The sequence below is a fragment of the Cryobacterium glaciale genome, assembly GCF_004402535.1.
Lineage (GTDB): Bacteria > Actinomycetota > Actinomycetes > Actinomycetales > Microbacteriaceae > Cryobacterium > Cryobacterium glaciale.
On the sequence record NZ_SOEY01000002.1, the window covers coordinates 43,332 to 61,166 of the forward strand.

Annotated in this window: 16 protein-coding genes; 5 read left to right on the forward strand and 11 right to left on the reverse strand. The window is 67.4% G+C overall.

Features of this window, described 5'->3' with window-relative positions; all coding sequences use genetic code 11:
• Positions 1–42: 42 nt before the first annotated feature.
• The 6 genes from E3O06_RS00430 to E3O06_RS00455 form a co-directional block, all read right to left on the reverse strand.
• Positions 43–384 carry a DUF488 domain-containing protein gene (locus tag E3O06_RS00430; protein WP_198415752.1) on the reverse strand — a complete coding sequence of 114 codons (342 nt, stop codon included), beginning with the start codon at positions 382–384 and terminating at the stop codon, positions 43–45.
• Positions 385–389: 5 nt separating this feature from the next.
• Positions 390–1,148, reverse strand: coding sequence for a respiratory nitrate reductase subunit gamma (gene narI / locus E3O06_RS00435; RefSeq protein WP_134501075.1), 759 nt, complete (start codon positions 1,146–1,148; stop codon positions 390–392).
• Positions 1,145–1,870 carry a nitrate reductase molybdenum cofactor assembly chaperone gene (gene narJ / locus E3O06_RS00440; protein ID WP_241979777.1) on the reverse strand — a complete coding sequence of 242 codons (726 nt, stop codon included), beginning with the start codon at positions 1,868–1,870 and terminating at the stop codon, positions 1,145–1,147. Before narJ ends, narI begins: the two co-directional genes overlap by 4 nt.
• On the reverse strand, positions 1,867–3,546 hold the full coding sequence (gene narH / locus E3O06_RS00445; RefSeq protein WP_134501076.1) for a nitrate reductase subunit beta: 1,680 nt from the start codon (positions 3,544–3,546) through the stop codon (positions 1,867–1,869). The genes narJ and narH overlap by 4 nt, the downstream gene beginning before the upstream one ends.
• Entirely contained in the window at positions 3,546–7,310 is a 3,765-nt protein-coding gene (locus tag E3O06_RS00450) for a nitrate reductase subunit alpha (RefSeq protein WP_134501077.1), read from the reverse strand. Before E3O06_RS00450 ends, narH begins: the two co-directional genes overlap by 1 nt.
• 145 nt (positions 7,311–7,455) lie before the next feature.
• Positions 7,456–8,178 (reverse strand): helix-turn-helix transcriptional regulator, encoded by a 723-nt coding sequence (locus E3O06_RS00455; protein WP_166788040.1) that lies wholly within the window; start codon positions 8,176–8,178, stop codon positions 7,456–7,458.
• Between the two features lie 139 nt (positions 8,179–8,317).
• Between E3O06_RS00455 and pdhA the strand changes: the two genes are divergently transcribed.
• From pdhA to E3O06_RS00475, 4 genes are all read left to right on the forward strand, one after another.
• Entirely contained in the window at positions 8,318–9,394 is a 1,077-nt protein-coding gene (pdhA, locus tag E3O06_RS00460; protein ID WP_134501079.1) for a pyruvate dehydrogenase (acetyl-transferring) E1 component subunit alpha, read from the forward strand.
• Positions 9,391–10,413 carry an alpha-ketoacid dehydrogenase subunit beta gene (locus E3O06_RS00465; protein ID WP_241979778.1) on the forward strand — a complete coding sequence of 341 codons (1,023 nt, stop codon included), beginning with the start codon at positions 9,391–9,393 and terminating at the stop codon, positions 10,411–10,413. Before pdhA ends, E3O06_RS00465 begins: the two co-directional genes overlap by 4 nt.
• Positions 10,414–10,422: 9 nt before the next feature.
• Positions 10,423–11,757, forward strand: a complete 1,335-nt coding sequence (locus E3O06_RS00470; RefSeq protein WP_134501080.1) for a dihydrolipoamide acetyltransferase family protein — start codon at positions 10,423–10,425, stop codon at positions 11,755–11,757.
• A 64-nt stretch (positions 11,758–11,821) separates the two neighbouring features.
• The gene (locus E3O06_RS00475; protein ID WP_166788041.1) at positions 11,822–12,526 is read left to right on the forward strand and encodes a helix-turn-helix transcriptional regulator; all 705 of its coding nucleotides are present in this window, start codon (positions 11,822–11,824) and stop codon (positions 12,524–12,526) included.
• A gap of 78 nt (positions 12,527–12,604) precedes the next feature.
• Here E3O06_RS00475 and E3O06_RS00480 read toward each other — a convergent pair whose 3' ends face one another.
• From E3O06_RS00480 to E3O06_RS00490, 3 genes are read right to left on the reverse strand one after another with little or no spacing between them, the layout of a single operon-like run.
• Positions 12,605–12,832, reverse strand: a complete 228-nt coding sequence (locus E3O06_RS00480) for a putative acetyltransferase (RefSeq protein ID WP_134501082.1) — start codon at positions 12,830–12,832, stop codon at positions 12,605–12,607.
• On the reverse strand, positions 12,829–13,527 hold the full coding sequence (locus E3O06_RS00485; protein ID WP_134501083.1) for a potassium channel family protein: 699 nt from the start codon (positions 13,525–13,527) through the stop codon (positions 12,829–12,831). Before E3O06_RS00485 ends, E3O06_RS00480 begins: the two co-directional genes overlap by 4 nt.
• On the reverse strand, positions 13,520–14,905 hold the full coding sequence (locus E3O06_RS00490; protein WP_241979779.1) for a TrkH family potassium uptake protein: 1,386 nt from the start codon (positions 14,903–14,905) through the stop codon (positions 13,520–13,522). The genes E3O06_RS00485 and E3O06_RS00490 overlap by 8 nt, the downstream gene beginning before the upstream one ends.
• A gap of 142 nt (positions 14,906–15,047) precedes the next feature.
• On the opposite strand from E3O06_RS00490, the gene E3O06_RS00495 reads away from it, so the two are divergent.
• The gene (locus tag E3O06_RS00495; protein ID WP_134501084.1) at positions 15,048–15,614 is read left to right on the forward strand and encodes a hypothetical protein; all 567 of its coding nucleotides are present in this window, start codon (positions 15,048–15,050) and stop codon (positions 15,612–15,614) included.
• Here E3O06_RS00495 and E3O06_RS00500 read toward each other — a convergent pair.
• Together E3O06_RS00500 and E3O06_RS00505 are read right to left on the reverse strand one after the other, a co-directional pair.
• Positions 15,611–16,993: an NAD(P)/FAD-dependent oxidoreductase gene (locus E3O06_RS00500; protein ID WP_134501085.1), complete on the reverse strand. Its 1,383-nt coding sequence runs from the start codon at positions 16,991–16,993 to the stop codon at positions 15,611–15,613. The two genes, E3O06_RS00495 and E3O06_RS00500, sit on opposite strands and share 4 nt — an antisense overlap.
• Positions 16,990–17,700 carry a phosphatase PAP2 family protein gene (locus tag E3O06_RS00505; RefSeq protein WP_134501086.1) on the reverse strand — a complete coding sequence of 237 codons (711 nt, stop codon included), beginning with the start codon at positions 17,698–17,700 and terminating at the stop codon, positions 16,990–16,992. Before E3O06_RS00505 ends, E3O06_RS00500 begins: the two co-directional genes overlap by 4 nt.
• Positions 17,701–17,835 lie beyond the last annotated feature (135 nt).

A 17,835-nucleotide genomic window follows, 5' to 3' on the forward strand; every position in this document is an offset into this window, starting at 1 on the left:
TCTCGATCGCTCGCCATCTCGCGCCTCGATCAACGAATCCGGCTACTCCTCGAGGTACTCCGCGAGCACCCGGGCGTGGTTCACCTGCGGGTCCTTGGCGCCGTAGACCAACGTCGTGACCCCGCGGGCGATGAGCGCCCGCAGTGCCGCGACCGCCTCGGTATTGGCATCGAGTTCAGCGCGATAGCGCAGCGCGAACTCCTCCATCCGCTCGGGGTCGTGGTTCCACCAGGTGCGCAACGCAGGCGACGGCGCGATCTCTTTGAGCCACTCGTCGAGCTCGGCACGCTCCTTCGACACGCCGCGCGGCCAGAGCCGATCGACCAGCACCCGGCATCCATCGTCAGCGGATGCCTGCTCGTAAGCCCGCTTTATGCGCACCATCAGGACTACTTTCTCGACCGTTCGAGCGGGCGCTCGCTCTTCTCCCAGCCGCGACGCGGCGCCCGCGACCCGGCCCCGCGGGGGTTGTCCCGTGAACGGTACACCACGTAGGGGCGCACCAGGTAGCCGAGCGGCGCGGAGAACACGTGCACCAGGCGGGTGAACGGCCACAGCAGGAACAGCGTCGTGGCGGTGAGCACGTGCAGCTGAAAGAAGAACGGCACGTCACTCATGAGCGAGGGGTCGGGCTGCAGGCTGTAGAGCGAACGAATCCACGGCGAGATCGACCCGCGGTAGTCGTAGCCGCCACCGAAGATCTGGTACAGCACCGTGGCGGTCGTGCCGAAGGTGATGGTGCCGGCCAGGAACACGTACATGACCTTGTCCATCACCGTCGTGACGAGCAGCACCCGCTTGGTCAGCCGGCGCCGGTAGATCAAGATGGCGAGCCCGGCCACGGTCAGCAGGGCCGCGAAACTGCCGAGCCAGGTGGCCCCGAGGTGGTACATGTGCTCGGTCACGCCGAAGAATTCCAGCCACGGCTTGGGAATGAACAGGCCCACGACGTGCCCGCCGATCACCATGAGAATGCCGTAGTGGAACATGGGCGAACCCCAGCGCAGCAGCCGGTTCTCGTAGGTCTGGCTCGAGCGGCTGGTCCAGCCGAACTGGTCGTAGCGGTAGCGCAGCAGGTGGCCGACCACGAACACCCCGGAGGCGGCGTAGGGAAAAGCGACCCAGAGCAGGTAATCCCAGGCGGTCATACTCTCACATCTTCGTTCGCGTGCGCGGAAAACGGCTTCAGGTTGCCGAGGTAGGTCATGCCGACCGTCTCAGTCGGCGGCCCCTCGTTGACCAGGTTGAGGTAACGTTCGCGGGTCTCGTCATCGATCACGGGCAGTGACAGGCAGACCGCCTCCACGAGGTGGGCGTATGGACTCTCGAACTTCTCGAGCGCCGCACGCAGCACCTCGATGCCGTCGCGGTGCGCGGCTAGCAGCTCCTGCGCGATCGGGGAGTCCGACAGCGCCGAGAATTCAAGCACCATCGGCAGGTAGTCGGGCAGTTCGTCGGCGTCAACCTGCCAGCCCGCCGCCCGGTAGGCCTCGACGAACCGCACGAGTGCCATGCCGCGACGACGGGTATCGCCGGCGGCGTAGTAGGTGAGGTACGGGCAGCACTTGCGTTTCAGGTCGAAGGTCGCGGTGAAGTGCGTCTCGAGCTGCTGCTGGCTGCGCGTGTTGACCGCGGTGAAGAACGCCTCAAAGCTGCGATGCAGCTCACCCGGCAGATCTAAAACGGATGCTTCGACCAGCGCAAACTGCGCCCGCCGCTCCGGCGTGGGGTAGTCCAGCAGAATGGACGCCGCCATGTGCGCGATGACCCCCTGCTCGTTCGTGAGCGGAACGGCCGCGATCGATCGCGGAGCGACCTTCGGCGTGCGAAAGCCGAAGTTCAGGCGGCGCGCGAGGGAGGCGGTGTTCATGCCGGGCTCCCGGCATCCGCTACCGGCGGGAACATGCCCTTGGGTACGCCGCCGCCGTTCCAGTTGAGCAGGTTGACCCGGCCCGGGGTGGTCGGGGCAGTCGGGCTGCCCTTGTTGGCACCTCGCCCGGTCATCTCGTTGTAGTTGTCGACCGTGGCGCCGAGCGGCATACCGACCGTGTTGCCGTAGGGGCCACTGTGCCCGGCGGATCCGGGCCCGCCCATGCCGGGGCCGCCGTCGGTGTCGAGCGAGCAGCCGAGCTCTTCGAGCTCCCGCGCGGTTTCGACGTGAGCCTTGGGGATCACATAGCGATCTTCGTACTTGGCGATTGCCAGCAGCCGGTACATGGCGGTGATGGCCTCACCGGTCATGCCGACCGCGTTCGGAATGCGCTCGTCGGGCTCGTTGCCGAGATTGATGTCACGCATGTAGGCGCGCATCGCGGCAAGCTTGCGCAGTGACAGCTCCACCGGAACGACGTCGCCGGCCGAGAACAGTCCGGCGAGGTATTCCACCGGAATGCGCAGCTTGTCGATCGCGGCGAACAGGGTGCGGGCGTCTTCCCCGTCGCTGCCCGAGTTGCTGACAACGTCGACCACCGGCGAGAGCGGCGGGATGTACCAGACCATGGGCATGGTGCGGTATTCCGGGTGCAATGGCAGGGCGATCTCGTACTCGGAGATGAGCTTGTAGATCGGGCTGTTCTGGGCGGCTTCGATCCAGTCGTCGGCCATGCCCTCCGCCTTGGCGGCGGCGATGACCTCGGGGTCGAACGGGTCGAGAAAGCAGGCGCGCTGGGCGCCCAGCAGGTCCTGATCATTTTCGATCGAGGCCGCGGCGAGCACCGCGTCGGCGTCGTAGAGCATGAGGCCCAGGTAACGCAGGCGTCCGACACAGGTTTCGGAGCAGATGGTGGGCTTACCCTGCTCGATCAATGGGTAGCAGAGCGTGCACTTCTCGGCCTTGCCCGTTTTGTGGTTGAAGTACACCTTCTTATAGGGGCAGGCGGAGACGCACATGCGCCAACCGCGGCATCCGTCTTCGTCCACGAGCACGATGCCGTCTTCTTCACGCTTGTACATGGCACCGGAGGGGCAGGCCGCCACGCAGGCGGGGTTGAGGCAGTGCTCGCAGATGCGCGGCAGGTAGAACATGAAGGTCTCTTCGAACTCCATCTTCACGTGCTCGCTCATCGTGGCGAGAATCGGGTCCTGCGCGGCAGTTTCCTGCGAGCCGCCGAGATTGTCGTCCCAGTTGCCCGACCATTTGATGTCCATGTCCTGGCCGGTCAGGAGCGACTTCGGGCGGGCGACCGGGCTTTGGGTGCCGGCCGGGGCGGTGGTGAGCATGTCGTAGTCGTAGGTCCACGGCTCGTAATAGTCGTCGATCTGCGGCAGATTCGGGTTGTTGAAGATCTGCGAGAGCTTCTTCAAGCGTCCGCCGGCCTTCAGCTGCAGCCGGCCGCGCTTGTTACGCACCCAGCCGCCCTTCCACTTTTCCTGGTTCTCGTACTCGCGCGGGTAGCCGATGCCGGGCCGCGTCTCCACGTTGTTGAACCAGGCGTACTCCACACCGGTGCGGTTGGTCCACACCTGCTTGCAGGTGACCGAGCAGGTGTGACACCCGATGCACTTGTCGAGGTTCATGATCATCGACATCTGGGCCATGACACGCATTAGTAGTCCACTTTCTGGCTGCGACGGCGAATCACGGTGACCTCGTCGCGTTGGTTCCCGGTCGGGCCGAGGTAGTTGAAGGCGAAGGACAGCTGGGCGTAGCCGCCGATCAGGTGAGACGGTTTCAAGAGGATGCGGGTGAGCGAGTTGTTGGTACCGCCGCGCATGCCGCTGGTTTCAGCGACCGGAACGTTGATGGTGCGGTCCTTCGCGTGGTACATGTACACGGTGCCCTCTGGCATGCGATGCGACACGATCGCCCGCGCCACGACGACGCCGTTGCGGTTGTAGGACTCGATCCACTCGTTGTCGCGCACGCCGATCTTGTCGGCGTCCTGCGGGCTCATCCAGATGGTCGGGCCACCGCGGGACAGCGAGAGCATGAGCAGGTTGTCCTGGTATTCGGAGTGGATCGACCATTTCGAGTGCGGGGTGAGGTAGCGCACGGCGACCTCGGCGTGACCCTCCGCGCCGGGCGCCCCGGTCGCGGTCGTGGCGCCGACGATCGAGTCGTCGAACAGGCGGTGCATGTCCAGCGGCGGCCGAAAGATCGGCAGCTGCTCGCCGAGTTCGATCATCCAGTCGTGGTCGAGGTAGAAGTGCTGGCGGCCGGTGAGGGTGTGCCAGGGCTTGAGGTGCTCGACGTTGATGGTGAAGGCGCTGTAGCGGCGACCGCCGTGCTCTGAACCCGACCATTCCGGGGAGGTGAGCACCGGAACCGGCGCACCCTGAACATCCGGGTAGGAGAACCGGCGGCCCTCGTTGTCGCTCGCCAGCTGGGCGAGCTTGACGCCGGTGCGTTCCTCGAGCTGCCGAAAACCCTGGGTGCCGAGGCGACCGTTGGTGGTGCCCGACAGTGCGAGCACCATTTCGCAGGCATGGATCGCGGTCGACAGGCGCGGGCGGCCGGCGGCGGGGCCGCTCGGCACCAGGCCGTTCTTCTTGCCGAGGTAGGCGACCTCCACGTCGGGGTTGAATTTCACCCCCTTGGTGACCATGCCGAGCTTTTCGGTGAGCGGCCCGAGCGCGCCGAGCTGCGCGGCGAAGGCCGGGTAGTCCCGTTCGACGACGACGAGCTTGGGCATGGTGACCCCGGGGATGAGCGGCTGGTCGTTCAGCACGATGCCGTGCGGCGTGGCCATGCCGTCGGGGGTGTCGTGCGAGAGCGGTGCGGCGACGAGGTCCTGGCGCACGCCCAGGTGCGTGACCGACATCTCCGAGATCTTCGCGGCGAGCACGTGAAAGATGTCAAAGTCGGTCTTGGCCTGCCACGGCGGGGCGATCGCCGGGTTGAACGAGTGAATGAACGGATGCATGTCCGTCGTCGAGAGATCGTTTTTCTCATACCAGGTGGCCGGCGGCAACACGACGTCGCTGTAGATGGTCGTCGACGTCATGCGGAAGTCGCTCGTGACGAGCAGGTCGAGCTTGCCCTCCGGCGCGCTTTCGTGCCATTTCATGGTTTTCGGGCGGCGAGCCGGCATCGACTCGCCGGCGCGTACGGCGGAGGGCGCCCCGAGCAGGTGCTTGAGAAAATACTCGTTGCCCTTGCCGGAGGAGCCGAGTACGTTGGCCCGCCACACCACGAGCACACGCGGAAAGTTTTCGGGCGCGTCGGGGTCTTCGCAGGAGAACTCGAGCGAGCCGTCCTTGAGCGAATCGACCACATATTCGGCGGGCTCCTGCCCCGCGGCAACCGCGTCGTCGACCAGGTCGAGGGAGTTGCGGTTGAAGGTGGGGTAGCTGGGCATCCAGCCACGCTTGGCCGATTCGACCATGGTGTCCGCGGTGGTGCGTCCCTTGAATATCCCGGTGCCGAGCGGGCTGGCGAGGGTGTCGGCGCTCAGGCCGTCGTAGCGCCACTGGTCGGTGGCGAGGTAGAAGAATCCGGTGCCGATCATCTGGCGCGGCGGGCGTACCCAGTCCAGGCCGAACGCGTACTGCCCGTAGCCGGTGAGCGGGCGCACCTTCTCCTGGCCGACATAGTGGGCCCAGCCGCCGCCGTTGACGCCCTGGCAGCCGGTCATGGTGGTGAGCGCGAGGAACGCGCGGTAGATGGTGTCGGAGTGGAACCAGTGGTTGGTGCCGGCGCCCATCAGAATCATCGAGCGGCCTTCGGAGTCCTCGGCGTTCTGCGCGAATTCGCGGCCGATGCGCGCGGCGGCCTGCCACGGCACGGAGGTGATCTCCTCCTGCCAGGCGGGGGTGCCGGGGGTGGATGCGTCGTCGTAGCCGGTGGGCCATTCGCCTGGCAGGCCCGGGCGGCCGACGCCGTACTGGGCGAGCAGCAGGTCGAACACGGTCGTCACGAGCACGCCGGCGACGAGGCGCACTGGCACGCCGCGACGCACGATTCCGGAAGCGCCGGCGTGCTGTTCGCCGGGGCTGTCGTGACCGACGTCGGGAGTGACGTCGAAGCGGGGCAGGTCGATCGCGACGCTGGCGCCGTCGTAATCGGGGGCATCCGCTATGGAGAGGAGCGGGTCGCGGCCCTCGAGGTCGAGGTTCCACTTGCCCTTGTCGGCCTCGCTGAACCGGTGGCCGATCGACCCGTTCGGCACGAACGGCTCGGCATTCTCGTCGAGCATGACCGTCTTGAACGCGGCACTAGAAACGGATGCGTCGGTGCCGGGCAGCGCGTCGGCCGTCAGGAACTTGCCGGGCACCCAGGCGTCCTGGCGCGGGGTGAGCGCGATCAGGTAGGACGAGTCGCTGAACTTCTTCATGTACTCGACGAAGCGCGGGGTGCGGCGGTCGATCATGAATTCTTTGAGAATGACGTGGCCCATGGCGAGCGCGAGGGCGCCGTCGGTGCCGGGGTGCACGGCGAGCCACTCGTCGGCGAACTTGGAGTTGTCGGCGTAGTCGGGCGAGACGGTGATGACCTTCTGGCCACGATAGCGGGCCTCGACCATGAAGTGGGCGTCGGGGGTGCGGGTGACGGGAACGTTGCTGCCCCACATGATGAGGTAGCTGGAGTTCCACCAGTCGGCCGATTCGGGCACGTCGGTCTGGTCGCCGAACACCTGCGGGCTCGCCACGGGAAGGTCGGCGTACCAGTCGTAGAACGAGAGCATGGTGCCGCCGAGCAGCGAGATGAAGCGGTTGCCGACTCCCTGCGACACGATCGACATGGCCGGAATCGGGCTGAAGCCGACGACCCGGTCCGGACCGTACTTCTTGATGGTGTGCACGTGGGCGGCGGCGACGATCTCGGCGGCTTCGTCCCAGCTGGCGCGCACCAGGCCGCCCTGGCCGCGGGCGCTCTTGTACTGGCGGGCGGTTTCGGGGTTACCGGTGATTTCAGCCCAGGCCAGCACCGGGTCGCCGAGGCGGACCTTCGCTTCGCGGTAGAGGTTCAGCAGCACGCCACGCACGTAGGGGTAACGCACCCGGGTCGGTGAGTAGGTGTACCAGCTGAAGGCGGCGCCGCGGGGGCAGCCGCGCGGCTCGTATTCGGGGCTGTCCGGGCCGACACTGGGGTAGTCGGTCTGCTGGGTTTCCCAAGTGATGATGCCGTCTTTGACGTACACCTTCCAGGAGCAGCTTCCGGTGCAGTTCACACCGTGGGTGCTGCGCACCTCCTTGTCGTGCGTCCAGCGGTCACGGTAGAACGTGTCGGCGCCGCGGCCGCCGTTCTTGAACACGGTGCGCAGGTCTTCGCTGGTCTCGCCGCGGCGCAGAAAGCGACCGAGCTTGAGAAGCGAGTCGGCGACGGGGCCGTCTGTGCCGGGTTTGCTGGTTGAAGTTGTGCGTGTTTTCACGGTGCCCCTTGCTTGTGCGGGGACTGCCGCAGCGGCACTCACCCTCGAAACAAGCTTTGCCGCACCGATAATCCTCAACAACCGAGAAGTACCGGTAATAATGATTTGCCCCGGCGCATAACTCCTGCAAATCGTGGGCCGCGAGTTATTGTGTCGCGTGATTCCGAGGTTGGGCGCGCGATGCCGCAGAAATTGCAGGAGTTATGCCTGGAGCGCGCTCGGCGGGCGCGGCGTCGTCGTGGGCTCCGGCCATGGCGACGACGTCGATCACGCAGAGGTGCGGGGCGTTGATGAGGTTCAGGCCGACCGCCCGCAGCGGGCCGTCGGCCTGCTCCAGAACACCCTGAATCAAGCGGTAGTGCACGCCGCAGACCTCGGGGTGGTCCTTGACCATCTCCGAATACGGGCAGTCACGCAGGTTGAGCTGTTCGCGGTTCGCGGCGATGCTCGCGTCGAACCCGGCCTGGTCGAGGTGGTCGTCGAGCGCGTCGAGCTGGCGTTGCGCGGCCGGACCGGAGCAACCGGCCACGGCGGCCCGGCCGGCGGGCAGCATCCGTCGCAGCTGGTCGGCACGCTCCTGCGCGGCCTCGATCTTGCGGCCGCGAATCGATCCCAGCTCGGTGCTGACTCCGCCCGCAGCGCTGTACAGCATCTTGGGACGACCCTTGCTGTCGCGCGGTTCGGGCGCACAGGTGACGAAACCCTCGTTGATCAACCGGTCGAGGTGTTCGCGGGCGGTGTTGTGGTGCAGGCCTGCCGCCTCGGCGAGGTCGTTCACGGTCATCGTTCCGCGGCTCTGCAGCTGGTAGAGCAGGTTCATGCGGCTCAGACTGGCGAGCGTCTTGTAACTCGGGGGTTGGGCAGCCATGTCTCCATTATGTCTGTACATTATGGGCGCCCCCCGTTTGAAGATGAATTTTGACCCCTATACCCACACAGGGTTTTACCGGAAAACTTTGCGAACAAAGTTCTAGGCTGGAAGGACGCAGCTACGAAAGTGGGAACACATGGCGGCCAAAGCCCGCACGCGACCGAAAGCAGAAGTCGAGGCTCCCGGTGGTGAACCCGCCGACACCCTGCGTGGCTACTACGAACAAATGTCGCTCGTGCGGGCCTTCGAGCTGCGCTCCAGCGAGATGTATGCCCGGGCCAAGATCGGCGGCTACTGCCACCTCAACCTCGGCGAAGAGGCCACCGTGGTCGGCCTCATGGCCGCCATCGAGGCCCGCGATTACCTGTTCACGGGCTACCGCGACCACGGCTACGCCCTGCTGCGCGGACTGTCGCCCGAGCGCGTGATGGCCGAACTGTTCGGCAAGGTCACCGGCGTCTCCGGCGGACGCGGCGGCTCCATGCACCTGTTCGACGCCGAAACGCGCCTGTTCGGCGGCTACGGCATCGTCGGCGGGCAGATTCCCCCGGCCACCGGCGCCGCGCTCGCCCTGAAATATCAGGCGGCGGCGGGCCCCGACGCTGCCGCCGTGATGTGCCTCCTCGGCGACGGCACCACCAACATCGGCGCGTTCCACGAATCGCTCAACCTGGCCGGGCTGTGGAAGCTCCCGATCGTCTACGTGATCGTCAACAACGGGCTCGGCATGGGAACGACGGTGGAGAAGGCATCCGCTGAACCCGATCTGTACAAGCGGGCAGCCTCGTACCGCATGCCCGGCGTGCGGGTCGACGGCGACGACGTGCTCGCCGTGCGCGATGCCGCCCGCGACGCCCTGAAGCAGGCCCGCGAGCAGCGCCAGCCGGTGCTGCTCGAGGTCATGTGCTACCGGTTGCGCGGCCATTCCGTGGTCGACCCGGCCCGCTACCGCTCTCCGGAAGACACGACGATCGCCCAGGAATCCGACCCGGTGCCGAGCTTCCGCGCCGAGTTGATCGCCGCCGGCGTGCTCAGCGAAGCGGATGCCGCGACCATCGACGAGACGTGCGACGCGCGGGTCTCTGAGGCGGTCACCTTCGCCGACGAGAGCCCGGAGCCCGACGTTGACGACCTGTTCGCGTACGTGTACGCCAGCAAGGTGGCGAATGCGCCATCCGCTCTGCCCGGAGAACCCGTTATGGATGCACTGTGACTGACAAAGTAGTACCCGCCACCCGCACGATCACCTACCGCCAGGCACTCAACGAGACCCTGCGCTATGAACTCGAACACGACGAGAAGGTCTTTCTCATCGGTGAAGAGATTGGTGTGTTCGAGGGGTCATACAAGATCACGGCCGGCCTGCTCGAAGACTTCGGGCCCGACCGGGTGCTCGACGCCCCGATCGCCGAAGAGGGCTTCGTGGGTGCAGCCCTCGGCGCCGCGATGCTCGGCATGCGCCCAGTGGTCGAGATCATGACCATCAACTTCAGCCTCATCGCGATCGACCAGATCGTGAACCACGCCGCCAAGATGCGCTCGATGTTCGCCGGCCAGGTCTCCATTCCCCTGGTCATCCGCATGCCAGGCGGCGGCGGCCAGCAGCTCGCCGCAACCCACTCGCAGAACCTCGAGGTCTGGTACGCCCACATTCCGGGGCTCAAGGTCGTTGCCCCGTCGACCCCGGCCGACGCGAAGGCGCTGCTCACCGCGGCCATCCGCGACGACGACCCGGTGATCTTTCTCGAGAACCTCTCGCTCTACAGCGCCAAGGGCGAGGTGCCCGACGGCGAGCAGATCGCCGAGATCGGCAAGGCCGCCGTCGTCAAGACCGGCACCGACCTCACCATCGTGAGCTACTCGCGCGGCACCACGACCGCCCTCGAGGTGGCCCACCAGCTCGAAGCCGAGGGCCTCTCGATCGAGGTCGTCGACCTGCGCAGCCTGCGCCCGCTCGACCGCGACACCATCTGCGCCTCCGTCAGGAAGACCGGCCACGCCGTCGTCTTCGAAGACGATTGGCTCAGCTACGGCATCGGCGCCGAGATCTCGGCGACCATCGGCGAGGGCGTGTTCGACTTTCTCGACGCCCCCGTGCGCCGCGTCGCCGCCGCCGAGGTGCCGCTGCCCTACGCCAAGGCGCTTGAGCGAGCCGCGCTGCCCAGCGCCGCCGACCTCGCCCGCGTTGTGCGCGAAGTACTCAATATTTCCTCTACCCCGAACGACAAGTAGGAGCCGGCCATGCCCGACGTCATCATGCCCCGCCTCTCCGACACCATGGAGGAGGGCGAACTCAGCCGCTGGATGAAGCAGGTCGGCGACGAGATCCACAAGGGCGACGTACTCGCCGAGATCGAGACCGACAAAGCCACGATGGACCTGGAAGCCTTCGATAACGGCATCCTCGAGCAGCACCTCGTCGCCGCTGGCGCCCTCGTGCCGATCGGCGAGCCGGTGGCCCGCATCGGCGATGGCAGCAACATCGTCACGGGAAGCGCGGCCCCCGCTGCTCCAACGGCCGTCGCAGACAAGGCCGCCGTCGTGGCTCCCCCAGCGGATGCCGCAGCTCCCGTCGCAGCGGCGGCCCCGGCTCCGGCAGCACCGGCTCCCACGGCAACGCCCACCGGCGAGCTCCGCACCTCGCCCACGCCCACCGGCGAGCTCCGTACCTCGCCCGCCCCCACCGGCGAGCTCCGTACCTCGCCGCTGGCCCGCAAGATCGGCCGCGAGCACGGAATCGACCTGCACACCATCGCCGGCACCGGACCGCAGGGTCGCATCACCCGCACCGACGTGGACACGGCGATCCTGGCCCAGGCGAGCGTCGCGGCCGTTCCGGCACCGACTCCGGCAGCCGTCGTCCCCACATCGGCCGCGGCATCCGCTGCGGCCGATTCCGTTGACGTGCCGGTCAGCCGTATCCGCGCCGTCACGGCCCGCCGGCTCACCGAGAGCCAGGCAGTGCCGCACTTCTTCCTCACGAGCGTCGTCAACGTGGAACGCCTCGTCGACTTCCGCGCCGAGGTGAACGAATCGCTCGCCGCGCTCGGCACCAAGGTCAGCCTGAACGACCTGTTCGTGCGGGCCAGCGCGGTCGCACTGCGGGCCCACCCCGAGGTCAACGCGTCCTGGGGCGACGGCGTCATCCGGCGCCACCACCACGTCAACGTGGGCGTGGCCGTGGCGACCGACGACGGACTGCTCGTTCCCGTCGTCACCGACGCCGACCAGAAGTCGCTCGGCGCCATTGCCGTCGAGACGCGCGCCCTGGCCGGACTCGCCCGCACCGGCGGCCTGTCCCTCGGCCAGATGACCGGCGGGACCTTCACCATCAGCAACCTCGGCATGTTCGGCATCGACTCGTTCACCGCCGTGCTGAACCCGCCGGAGGCCGGCATTCTGGCGATCGGCGCGGCGACCGACGTTCCCGCCGTGCGCGACGGCGTGCTCGTGAGCCTACCCACGGTCAAGATCACCCTGACCGTCGACCATCGGGTGCTCGACGGTGCCGTCGCGGCCGCGTTCCTGCGCGACCTCGTCACCCTGCTCGAGGAGCCGCTGCGCATCGTTTTGTAGCCTGCGCCCGTGCCGCGACATTAAAAGCACACTACTGCTCGCAAATCAGGGCTACTGTTGAATCGTGGACTCCGAAGAACGCACTCCCGCCTGGCACGCCGCGCTCGCGTCGCCGATCCGGCGCAGCGTGCTTCAGTTTCTGGTCGACTCCGGCGAGCCGCTCGATGCGGCCGCCGTGGCCGTCCAAATGAACCTGCACGTGACGACCGCCCGGTTCCACCTCGACCAGCTGCTGGCCGCCAGGCTCATCCAGCGCGAACCCGCCCGATCCGGGCAGCGGGGACGGCCGCGCATCCGCTTCACCGCCGTGCCGGCGCCCAGCGGCGACGTGCAGGACCAGCTCAGCCATGCCCTCGCGAGCGCACTCGCCGAAGATCAGGACGGCGGCCGCGCCCGGGCCATCCGAGCCGGAGAGAAATGGTCGGAGGCCTTCGCCGGCGGCCTCGCGGCCGGGGCCGGTACGGGCGCCGAGCCGCTCGTGGATCTGCTCGACCAGCTCGAATTCGCCCCAGAGCTCGACCCGGCGGGCCGGTCGATCGCGCTCACGGCCTGCCCCTTTCGAGAGGCGGCCCGGGCGAACCCCGGCGTGGTCTGCGCCGTGCACCTCGGGCTGATCCAGCGCGTCGCGCGCACGCTCGGGCACGACGACACGGCGGTCGAACTGCGTCCCTTCGTGGGCCCGCACCTCTGCGTCGTCGACCTCGGCACCGACTGGACCCCGGCATCCAGCACCGTCGCGACTCCGGCCGTCGGCCAGGGCACCGACTAGAACCCGGAAACCTGGCCCCGCCTCGGCCGCGACTCTCGTCGTCGACGGCGGCCGCGGCACCGACGGGGACCGCGAGACTTAGCCCCGCCGCAGCCTCGGCGCGGGCGCGGGCGGCACTTCCTTCGCCGCCACCACGTCCTCCATCGCGAGCGTGACCAGGCCATGTTTGGTCTCCACCGAAACGGATGCTGCGCTCCGCTCCCGCAGAAACCCCAACGCGTCGGTGTATCCACCCGTGATGCGGGTGCGCACGACGACGCGGGTGCCAAGCGGGGCATCCGTCAAAAATGCGAAGGGATCGCTCACCGCATCAGGCTGTATTCTTCGACCCGCGCCGACTCCCCCGCGATGAGGATGATGTCGCCGTCCTCGATCACCGTGTCGAGCGAGGTGTAGCTCCAGCCCTTGCCGGGGCGGTGGAACGCGGTCACGGTGATGCCGTAGCGGGCTCGCACCTTCGCCTGGCCGAGCGGCACGCCGATCAGGGAGCGCGGCGGGGCCGTCTTGACCAGGGCGAAGTTCTCACCGATCTCGATGTAATCCTGCATGGCGCCGCGCACCAGGTGGGCGACGCGCTGCCCCATGTCCTTCTCCGGCGAGATGACGTGGTGCACGCCCAGCTGGGTGAGGATCTCGCCGTGCGGGTCGCTGACCGCCTTGGCCCAGATGTTCGGGATGCCGAGTTTGAGCAGCAGCGACGCGGTGAGGATGTTCGCCTGGATATCGCCGCCGATGGCCACGACCACGCTGGAGAAGTCGGGTACCGAGAGCTCCCGCAGGGTCGCCTCCTTGGTGGAGTCGGCCCGCACCACGTGGGTGAGCAGCCGGTTGTGCAGCTGCACGACCTCTTCGTCACCGTCGATGCCGAGCACCTCGGTGCCGCTCTTCATGAGTTCGAGGGCGAGTGCGCTGCCGAATCGGCCGAGGCCGATGACGACGACCGATTCGGCTTCGGCGAGGCGGGCAGGGTCGCGATTCCCGAACAGCGAATATTTAGCCAATGATCGGTCTTTCCTTGGGAAGTTCGTAGGTGGTGTGCCGCTCGCGCAGGGCGATGGCCGAGGCAAAGGTGATGGGGCCGAGGCGGCCGATGAACATGAGCAGGATCAGAATGACCTGTCCAGGCCAGGGCAGCGCCGCGGTGATTCCGGTCGATAGTCCCACCGTCGCGAAGGCGCTGATCGCCTCGAACAGCAGGGCATCGAGGGAGAATTCGGTCAGGAGCATGAGTGCCGCCGTCGCGGCGATGATCACGCCGACGGCAAGCAGGGCGATCGTGATGGCCTCCCGGTGTACCGCCCGGGAGAGCCGCTTACCGAACACGTTGACGGCCACCTGGCCGCGCACTTCGGTCCAGAGAATGAAGAACAGCACGGCGAAGGTCGTGATCTTGATGCCGCCGGCAGTTCCGGCCGGGCCGCCACCGATCAGCATGAGCACGTCCATGCCGAGCAGACTCGCCGAGTCCATCTGGCCGATGTCGATGCTGTTGAAGCCCGCGGTGCGGGTCTGCACCGACTGAAAGAAGCCGGTGAGCAGCTTGCCCGGCCAGTCCATTGCCCCGAGCGTGTTCGGATTCGACCATTCAACGGCCGTGATATAAGCCGTGCCGAGAATGAGGAGCGCGATCGTGCCGGCGATGACGATGCGGGTGTTCATGGTCCAGGTGCGAATCGACCAGCTGAACGGGCGCGAGCGCAGTTGCCGCCGCAACTGCACGATCACCGGGAACCCCAGCCCGCCCAGAATGATCGCGGCGCAGATGGGCAGGCAGATCCAGGCATCCGTTGCGAAGCCCATGAGGTTGTCGCTGAACAGGGCAAAGCCCGCGTTGTTGAAGCTCGAGACGGAATGGAAAATCCCCAGCCAGATGGCCCGACCGACGGGTTCGCCGTAGCCGAGCATGAACCGCAGGGAGAGCAGCACCGCGACCGTGACCTCAATGGCGAGGGAGATGCGCACGACGCCGAACACGAGCCCCTTCACATCTTCGAGACCGACGCTCTTGGTCTCGGCGGCGGCCGTGATGCGGGAGCGCAGCGACAGCTTGCGGGCGATCGCGAGGCCAACGACCGAGGCGAAGGACATGATGCCGAAGCCACCGATCTGAATGAGCAGAAGAATCACGACCTGGCCGAACGGCGTCCAGTAGACAGCCGTATCGACAACGGTCAGCCCGGTGACGCAGACGGCGCTGGTCGCGGTGAACAGCGCCTCCAGGAACGATGCCCCGCCGGGTCCGACCCGGGCGTTCGGCAGCATGAGCAGCGCGGTCCCGACCAGAATGGTGAGGGCGAAGCCGGTGACGACGACCTGCGCCGGATGGAGGCGGTACCGCTTCGCTGTGATGCCGCGTATGCGGACGACCCGTGAATGCACGGAGCCAACTCTACGCTGGGCCGGTCACCGGGGGCTCTCGTTTTGCGGCCATTCATGTGTACTCGATCCAGACAGCTTCGTCTACCCCCACGCGCAGGACAGAGATACCACCCGAAGTACGCGATACTCGATTCAGGGGGAAATGAAACACATGGTGCGCGAGGGGCTCGAACCGGCAGCGACACACGTTCTGCGACCCCGGCAACAGCTGGCCGTGCGGGGGCTCATTGCCGCGCTGGCGTTGCTGGTCCCCCTGTTGATCGTGCTCTATTGGCTCACGATCCCCCGCGACACGTGGATGTTCGTGGCCGCCGTTCAGCTCGGACTGACCGTTCTCGCCGTCGTGGCCCTGTGCGGGGTGCGCAGGATGCGCGTCGCCGTCACCGCTTCGCGGTTGGAGAGCCGCAACCTGCTGGGCCGGGTGACGGCGATTGATACGAGCGAGATCGCCAGCGTCGTGCTCGTCGACCTGTACCAGAGCGGCACGCTCGATACCCTCCCGCACCTGTACCTTCTCGACTCCGCCGGTGCCGTTCTGCTGCGCCTGCGGGGCCAGGTCTGGCCTCGATCGGGCCTGGAAGAGCTGATCGACACGCTCGGGGTTGCGGTCGTGCGCCCGCCCGACCCGCTCACCCTGGCCGATCTCGGCCGCCTCCGGCCGCAGCTGGTGCGCCGGTTCGCACGACGCGCAGCGCGCCAGGGCGTCTAGTGCCCCCGGCCCGACACGACATCGGCCACCCGCGCGAGCGGTGACGTCCTGCGGCGGCCGCCGAGCTCGGCCCGATCGGCGAGGGAATAGGCCCGATACAGCGCGGTGACGGCGAGCCAGCGCAGGGGCTCCGGCTCCCAGGCGCGCACCCGATGGTTCACCCACGGCAGCTCGACCAGGCTGCTGGAGCGGCCCAGAATCAGGTCGGTCAGCGTGCGCCCGGCCAGGTTCGTGGTCGCGACCCCGGTGCCCACGTAGCCGCCGGCCCAGCCCAGTCCGGTCTGCGGGTCGAGGCCGACGGTCGCTGCCCAGTCCCTCGGCACACCGAGCACGCCCGACCAGGCATGATCAATGCGCGCGCCCTTCGTTGCCGGAAAGAAACGCACCAGAATCTCGCGCAAAGCGTCGACGGTGACCTGCGGGGTCTGGCCGTCAGCATCCGTTTTCGAGCCGAATCGGTACGGGACCCCGCGCCCGCCGATCGCGACGCGGTCGTCGCTCGTGCGTTGCGCGTACATGTAGGCGTGGGCCATATCGCCGAGGGTTTCCCGGCCCGACCAGCCGATGCTCTCCCACACGGATGCCGCGAGCGGCTCCGTCGCGATCAGCGACGAATTCATGGGCAGCCACGTTCGGTGCAGCCCCTTGATACCGGCCGTGAAACCTTCCGTCGCGCGCACGACGAACGAGGCGGTGACGGTGCCGCGAACGGTCACTGCCCGGTGCGGCACGATCTCGCTCACCGCGGTGTTCTCGTACAGTTCCACGCCGAGCGACACGACCGTGCGGGCCAGTCCGGCCACGAGTTCGGCCGGGTTGATACGGGCGCAATGCGGATGCCACATAGCCCCGGTGGTGCCCGCAACGTTGATGCGGTTCTGCGCGGCGGTGGTCGACAGCAGTTCGACGTCGGTGTGCGCCCAGGCCTGCTCGGCGCGGGCGGCCCGCTCCAGCCGGTGCTGCTGCGCGGGGTCGTAGGCCACCGTGAACTCGCCGCCCTTGACGATGCCGGCCTCGATGCCCTCGAGGGCGGCGACCCGGATGACCTCATCGACCGTGTCGTTCATGGCGGCCTGAAACCGTTCGGCGGCCGGGCGACCGTGACTTTTCAGGTATTGCTCGCGACCGCCGGTGACCGAGTTGGTCAACCAGCCGCCGTTCCGGCCGGACGCGCCGAATCCGGCGAAGCGGGCCTCGAGCACGACAATGCGCAGGTGCGGCGCCGCCTTCTTGAGGTAATAGGCCGTCCACAGCCCGGTGTAGCCGGCACCGACGATGACAACATCGGCGCTGGTCGATCCGGGCAGGGCTGCGCGCGGCACGGGCTGCCCGAGCTGGTCCCACCAGAACGACACGTCACCGTTCCGCCGCGCTTTCATCGGGCTTCTTTAGTTTGGCGCTGTCGCTCGCGTTCGAGCCGTCGACGGGCGGCGATCTCACGTTCGCCGTTGAGTTTGGCGGCGACCGGAGCCCACAACACGATGGCGACGCCCGCGCCGAGCAGCAACCCGCCGATGGTGTCGGTGAGCCAGTGCGCGCCCAGATAGGTGCGGCTGAGCAGCATCACGATCGTGTAGGCGGCGCCGGCGAGCGCCACCCAGAGCCGCGGAAAGATAATGAACAGGCACACCATCATGGTCGCCGCGTTAGCGACGTGGCCGGAGGGAAACGACCCGAAATCGGAGGTGACCAGCATGTCTTCGGGGCGCGCGCGCCCGAAGACCTGTTTGAGCACCTGCACACCGGCCGCGCTGAGCACGGTCGCCCCGACGTAGTACCCGGCCGCCCAGGGTCTCTTGATCAGCACGATAACAAGGGTGACGACCAGCGGCACCACGAGAACGCCGAACAGGCCGCCGCCGAGGGCGTTCATGAACAGCGAGGGAATCTCCCAGATCGGCGAGCGGTGCTCGATGATCTCGCCCATCCACTCGGAGTCGATCTCGGCGGCGAGGCCGTTAGCCCGAACGACGACGACGAGGCCGAGCAGCGCGGCGAGCGCGACGGCGGAGAGCCCGCTGATGACGGGCCAACGCCGCGATACGCGGCGGGCAGCGGGGTCTGCGGCGCGTTCCGGTTTACTCATCCCGCCATAGTAGAGGAGCGGCCCACAATCGGCCCCTCGGCGTGCCGCCCCCACCATCCCCTCCCCAATCCGCTCCCCCTCTTACTTTCCGGGCCCGGGCCCGGAAACCGGGCCCATGATTGAACATGGGCCCGG

Excerpts from the sequence above, each read along its gene's own strand:
- E3O06_RS00430 (WP_198415752.1), bottom strand. The coding sequence starts at position 384 with ATGGTGCGCATAAAGCGGGCTTACGAGCAGGCATCCGCTGACGATGGA.
- narI (WP_134501075.1), bottom strand. The coding sequence starts at position 1,148 with ATGACCGCCTGGGATTACCTGCTCTGGGTCGCTTTTCCCTACGCCGCC.
- narJ (WP_241979777.1), bottom strand. The coding sequence starts at position 1,870 with ATGAACACCGCCTCCCTCGCGCGCCGCCTGAACTTCGGCTTTCGCACG.
- narH (WP_134501076.1), bottom strand. The coding sequence starts at position 3,546 with ATGCGTGTCATGGCCCAGATGTCGATGATCATGAACCTCGACAAGTGC.
- E3O06_RS00455 (WP_166788040.1), bottom strand. The coding sequence starts at position 8,178 with ATGGCTGCCCAACCCCCGAGTTACAAGACGCTCGCCAGTCTGAGCCGC.
- pdhA (WP_134501079.1), top strand. The coding sequence starts at position 8,318 with ATGGCGGCCAAAGCCCGCACGCGACCGAAAGCAGAAGTCGAGGCTCCC.
- E3O06_RS00470 (WP_134501080.1), top strand. The coding sequence starts at position 10,423 with ATGCCCGACGTCATCATGCCCCGCCTCTCCGACACCATGGAGGAGGGC.
- E3O06_RS00495 (WP_134501084.1), top strand. The coding sequence starts at position 15,048 with ATGAAACACATGGTGCGCGAGGGGCTCGAACCGGCAGCGACACACGTT.
- E3O06_RS00500 (WP_134501085.1), bottom strand. The coding sequence starts at position 16,993 with ATGAAAGCGCGGCGGAACGGTGACGTGTCGTTCTGGTGGGACCAGCTC.
- E3O06_RS00505 (WP_134501086.1), bottom strand. The coding sequence starts at position 17,700 with ATGAGTAAACCGGAACGCGCCGCAGACCCCGCTGCCCGCCGCGTATCG.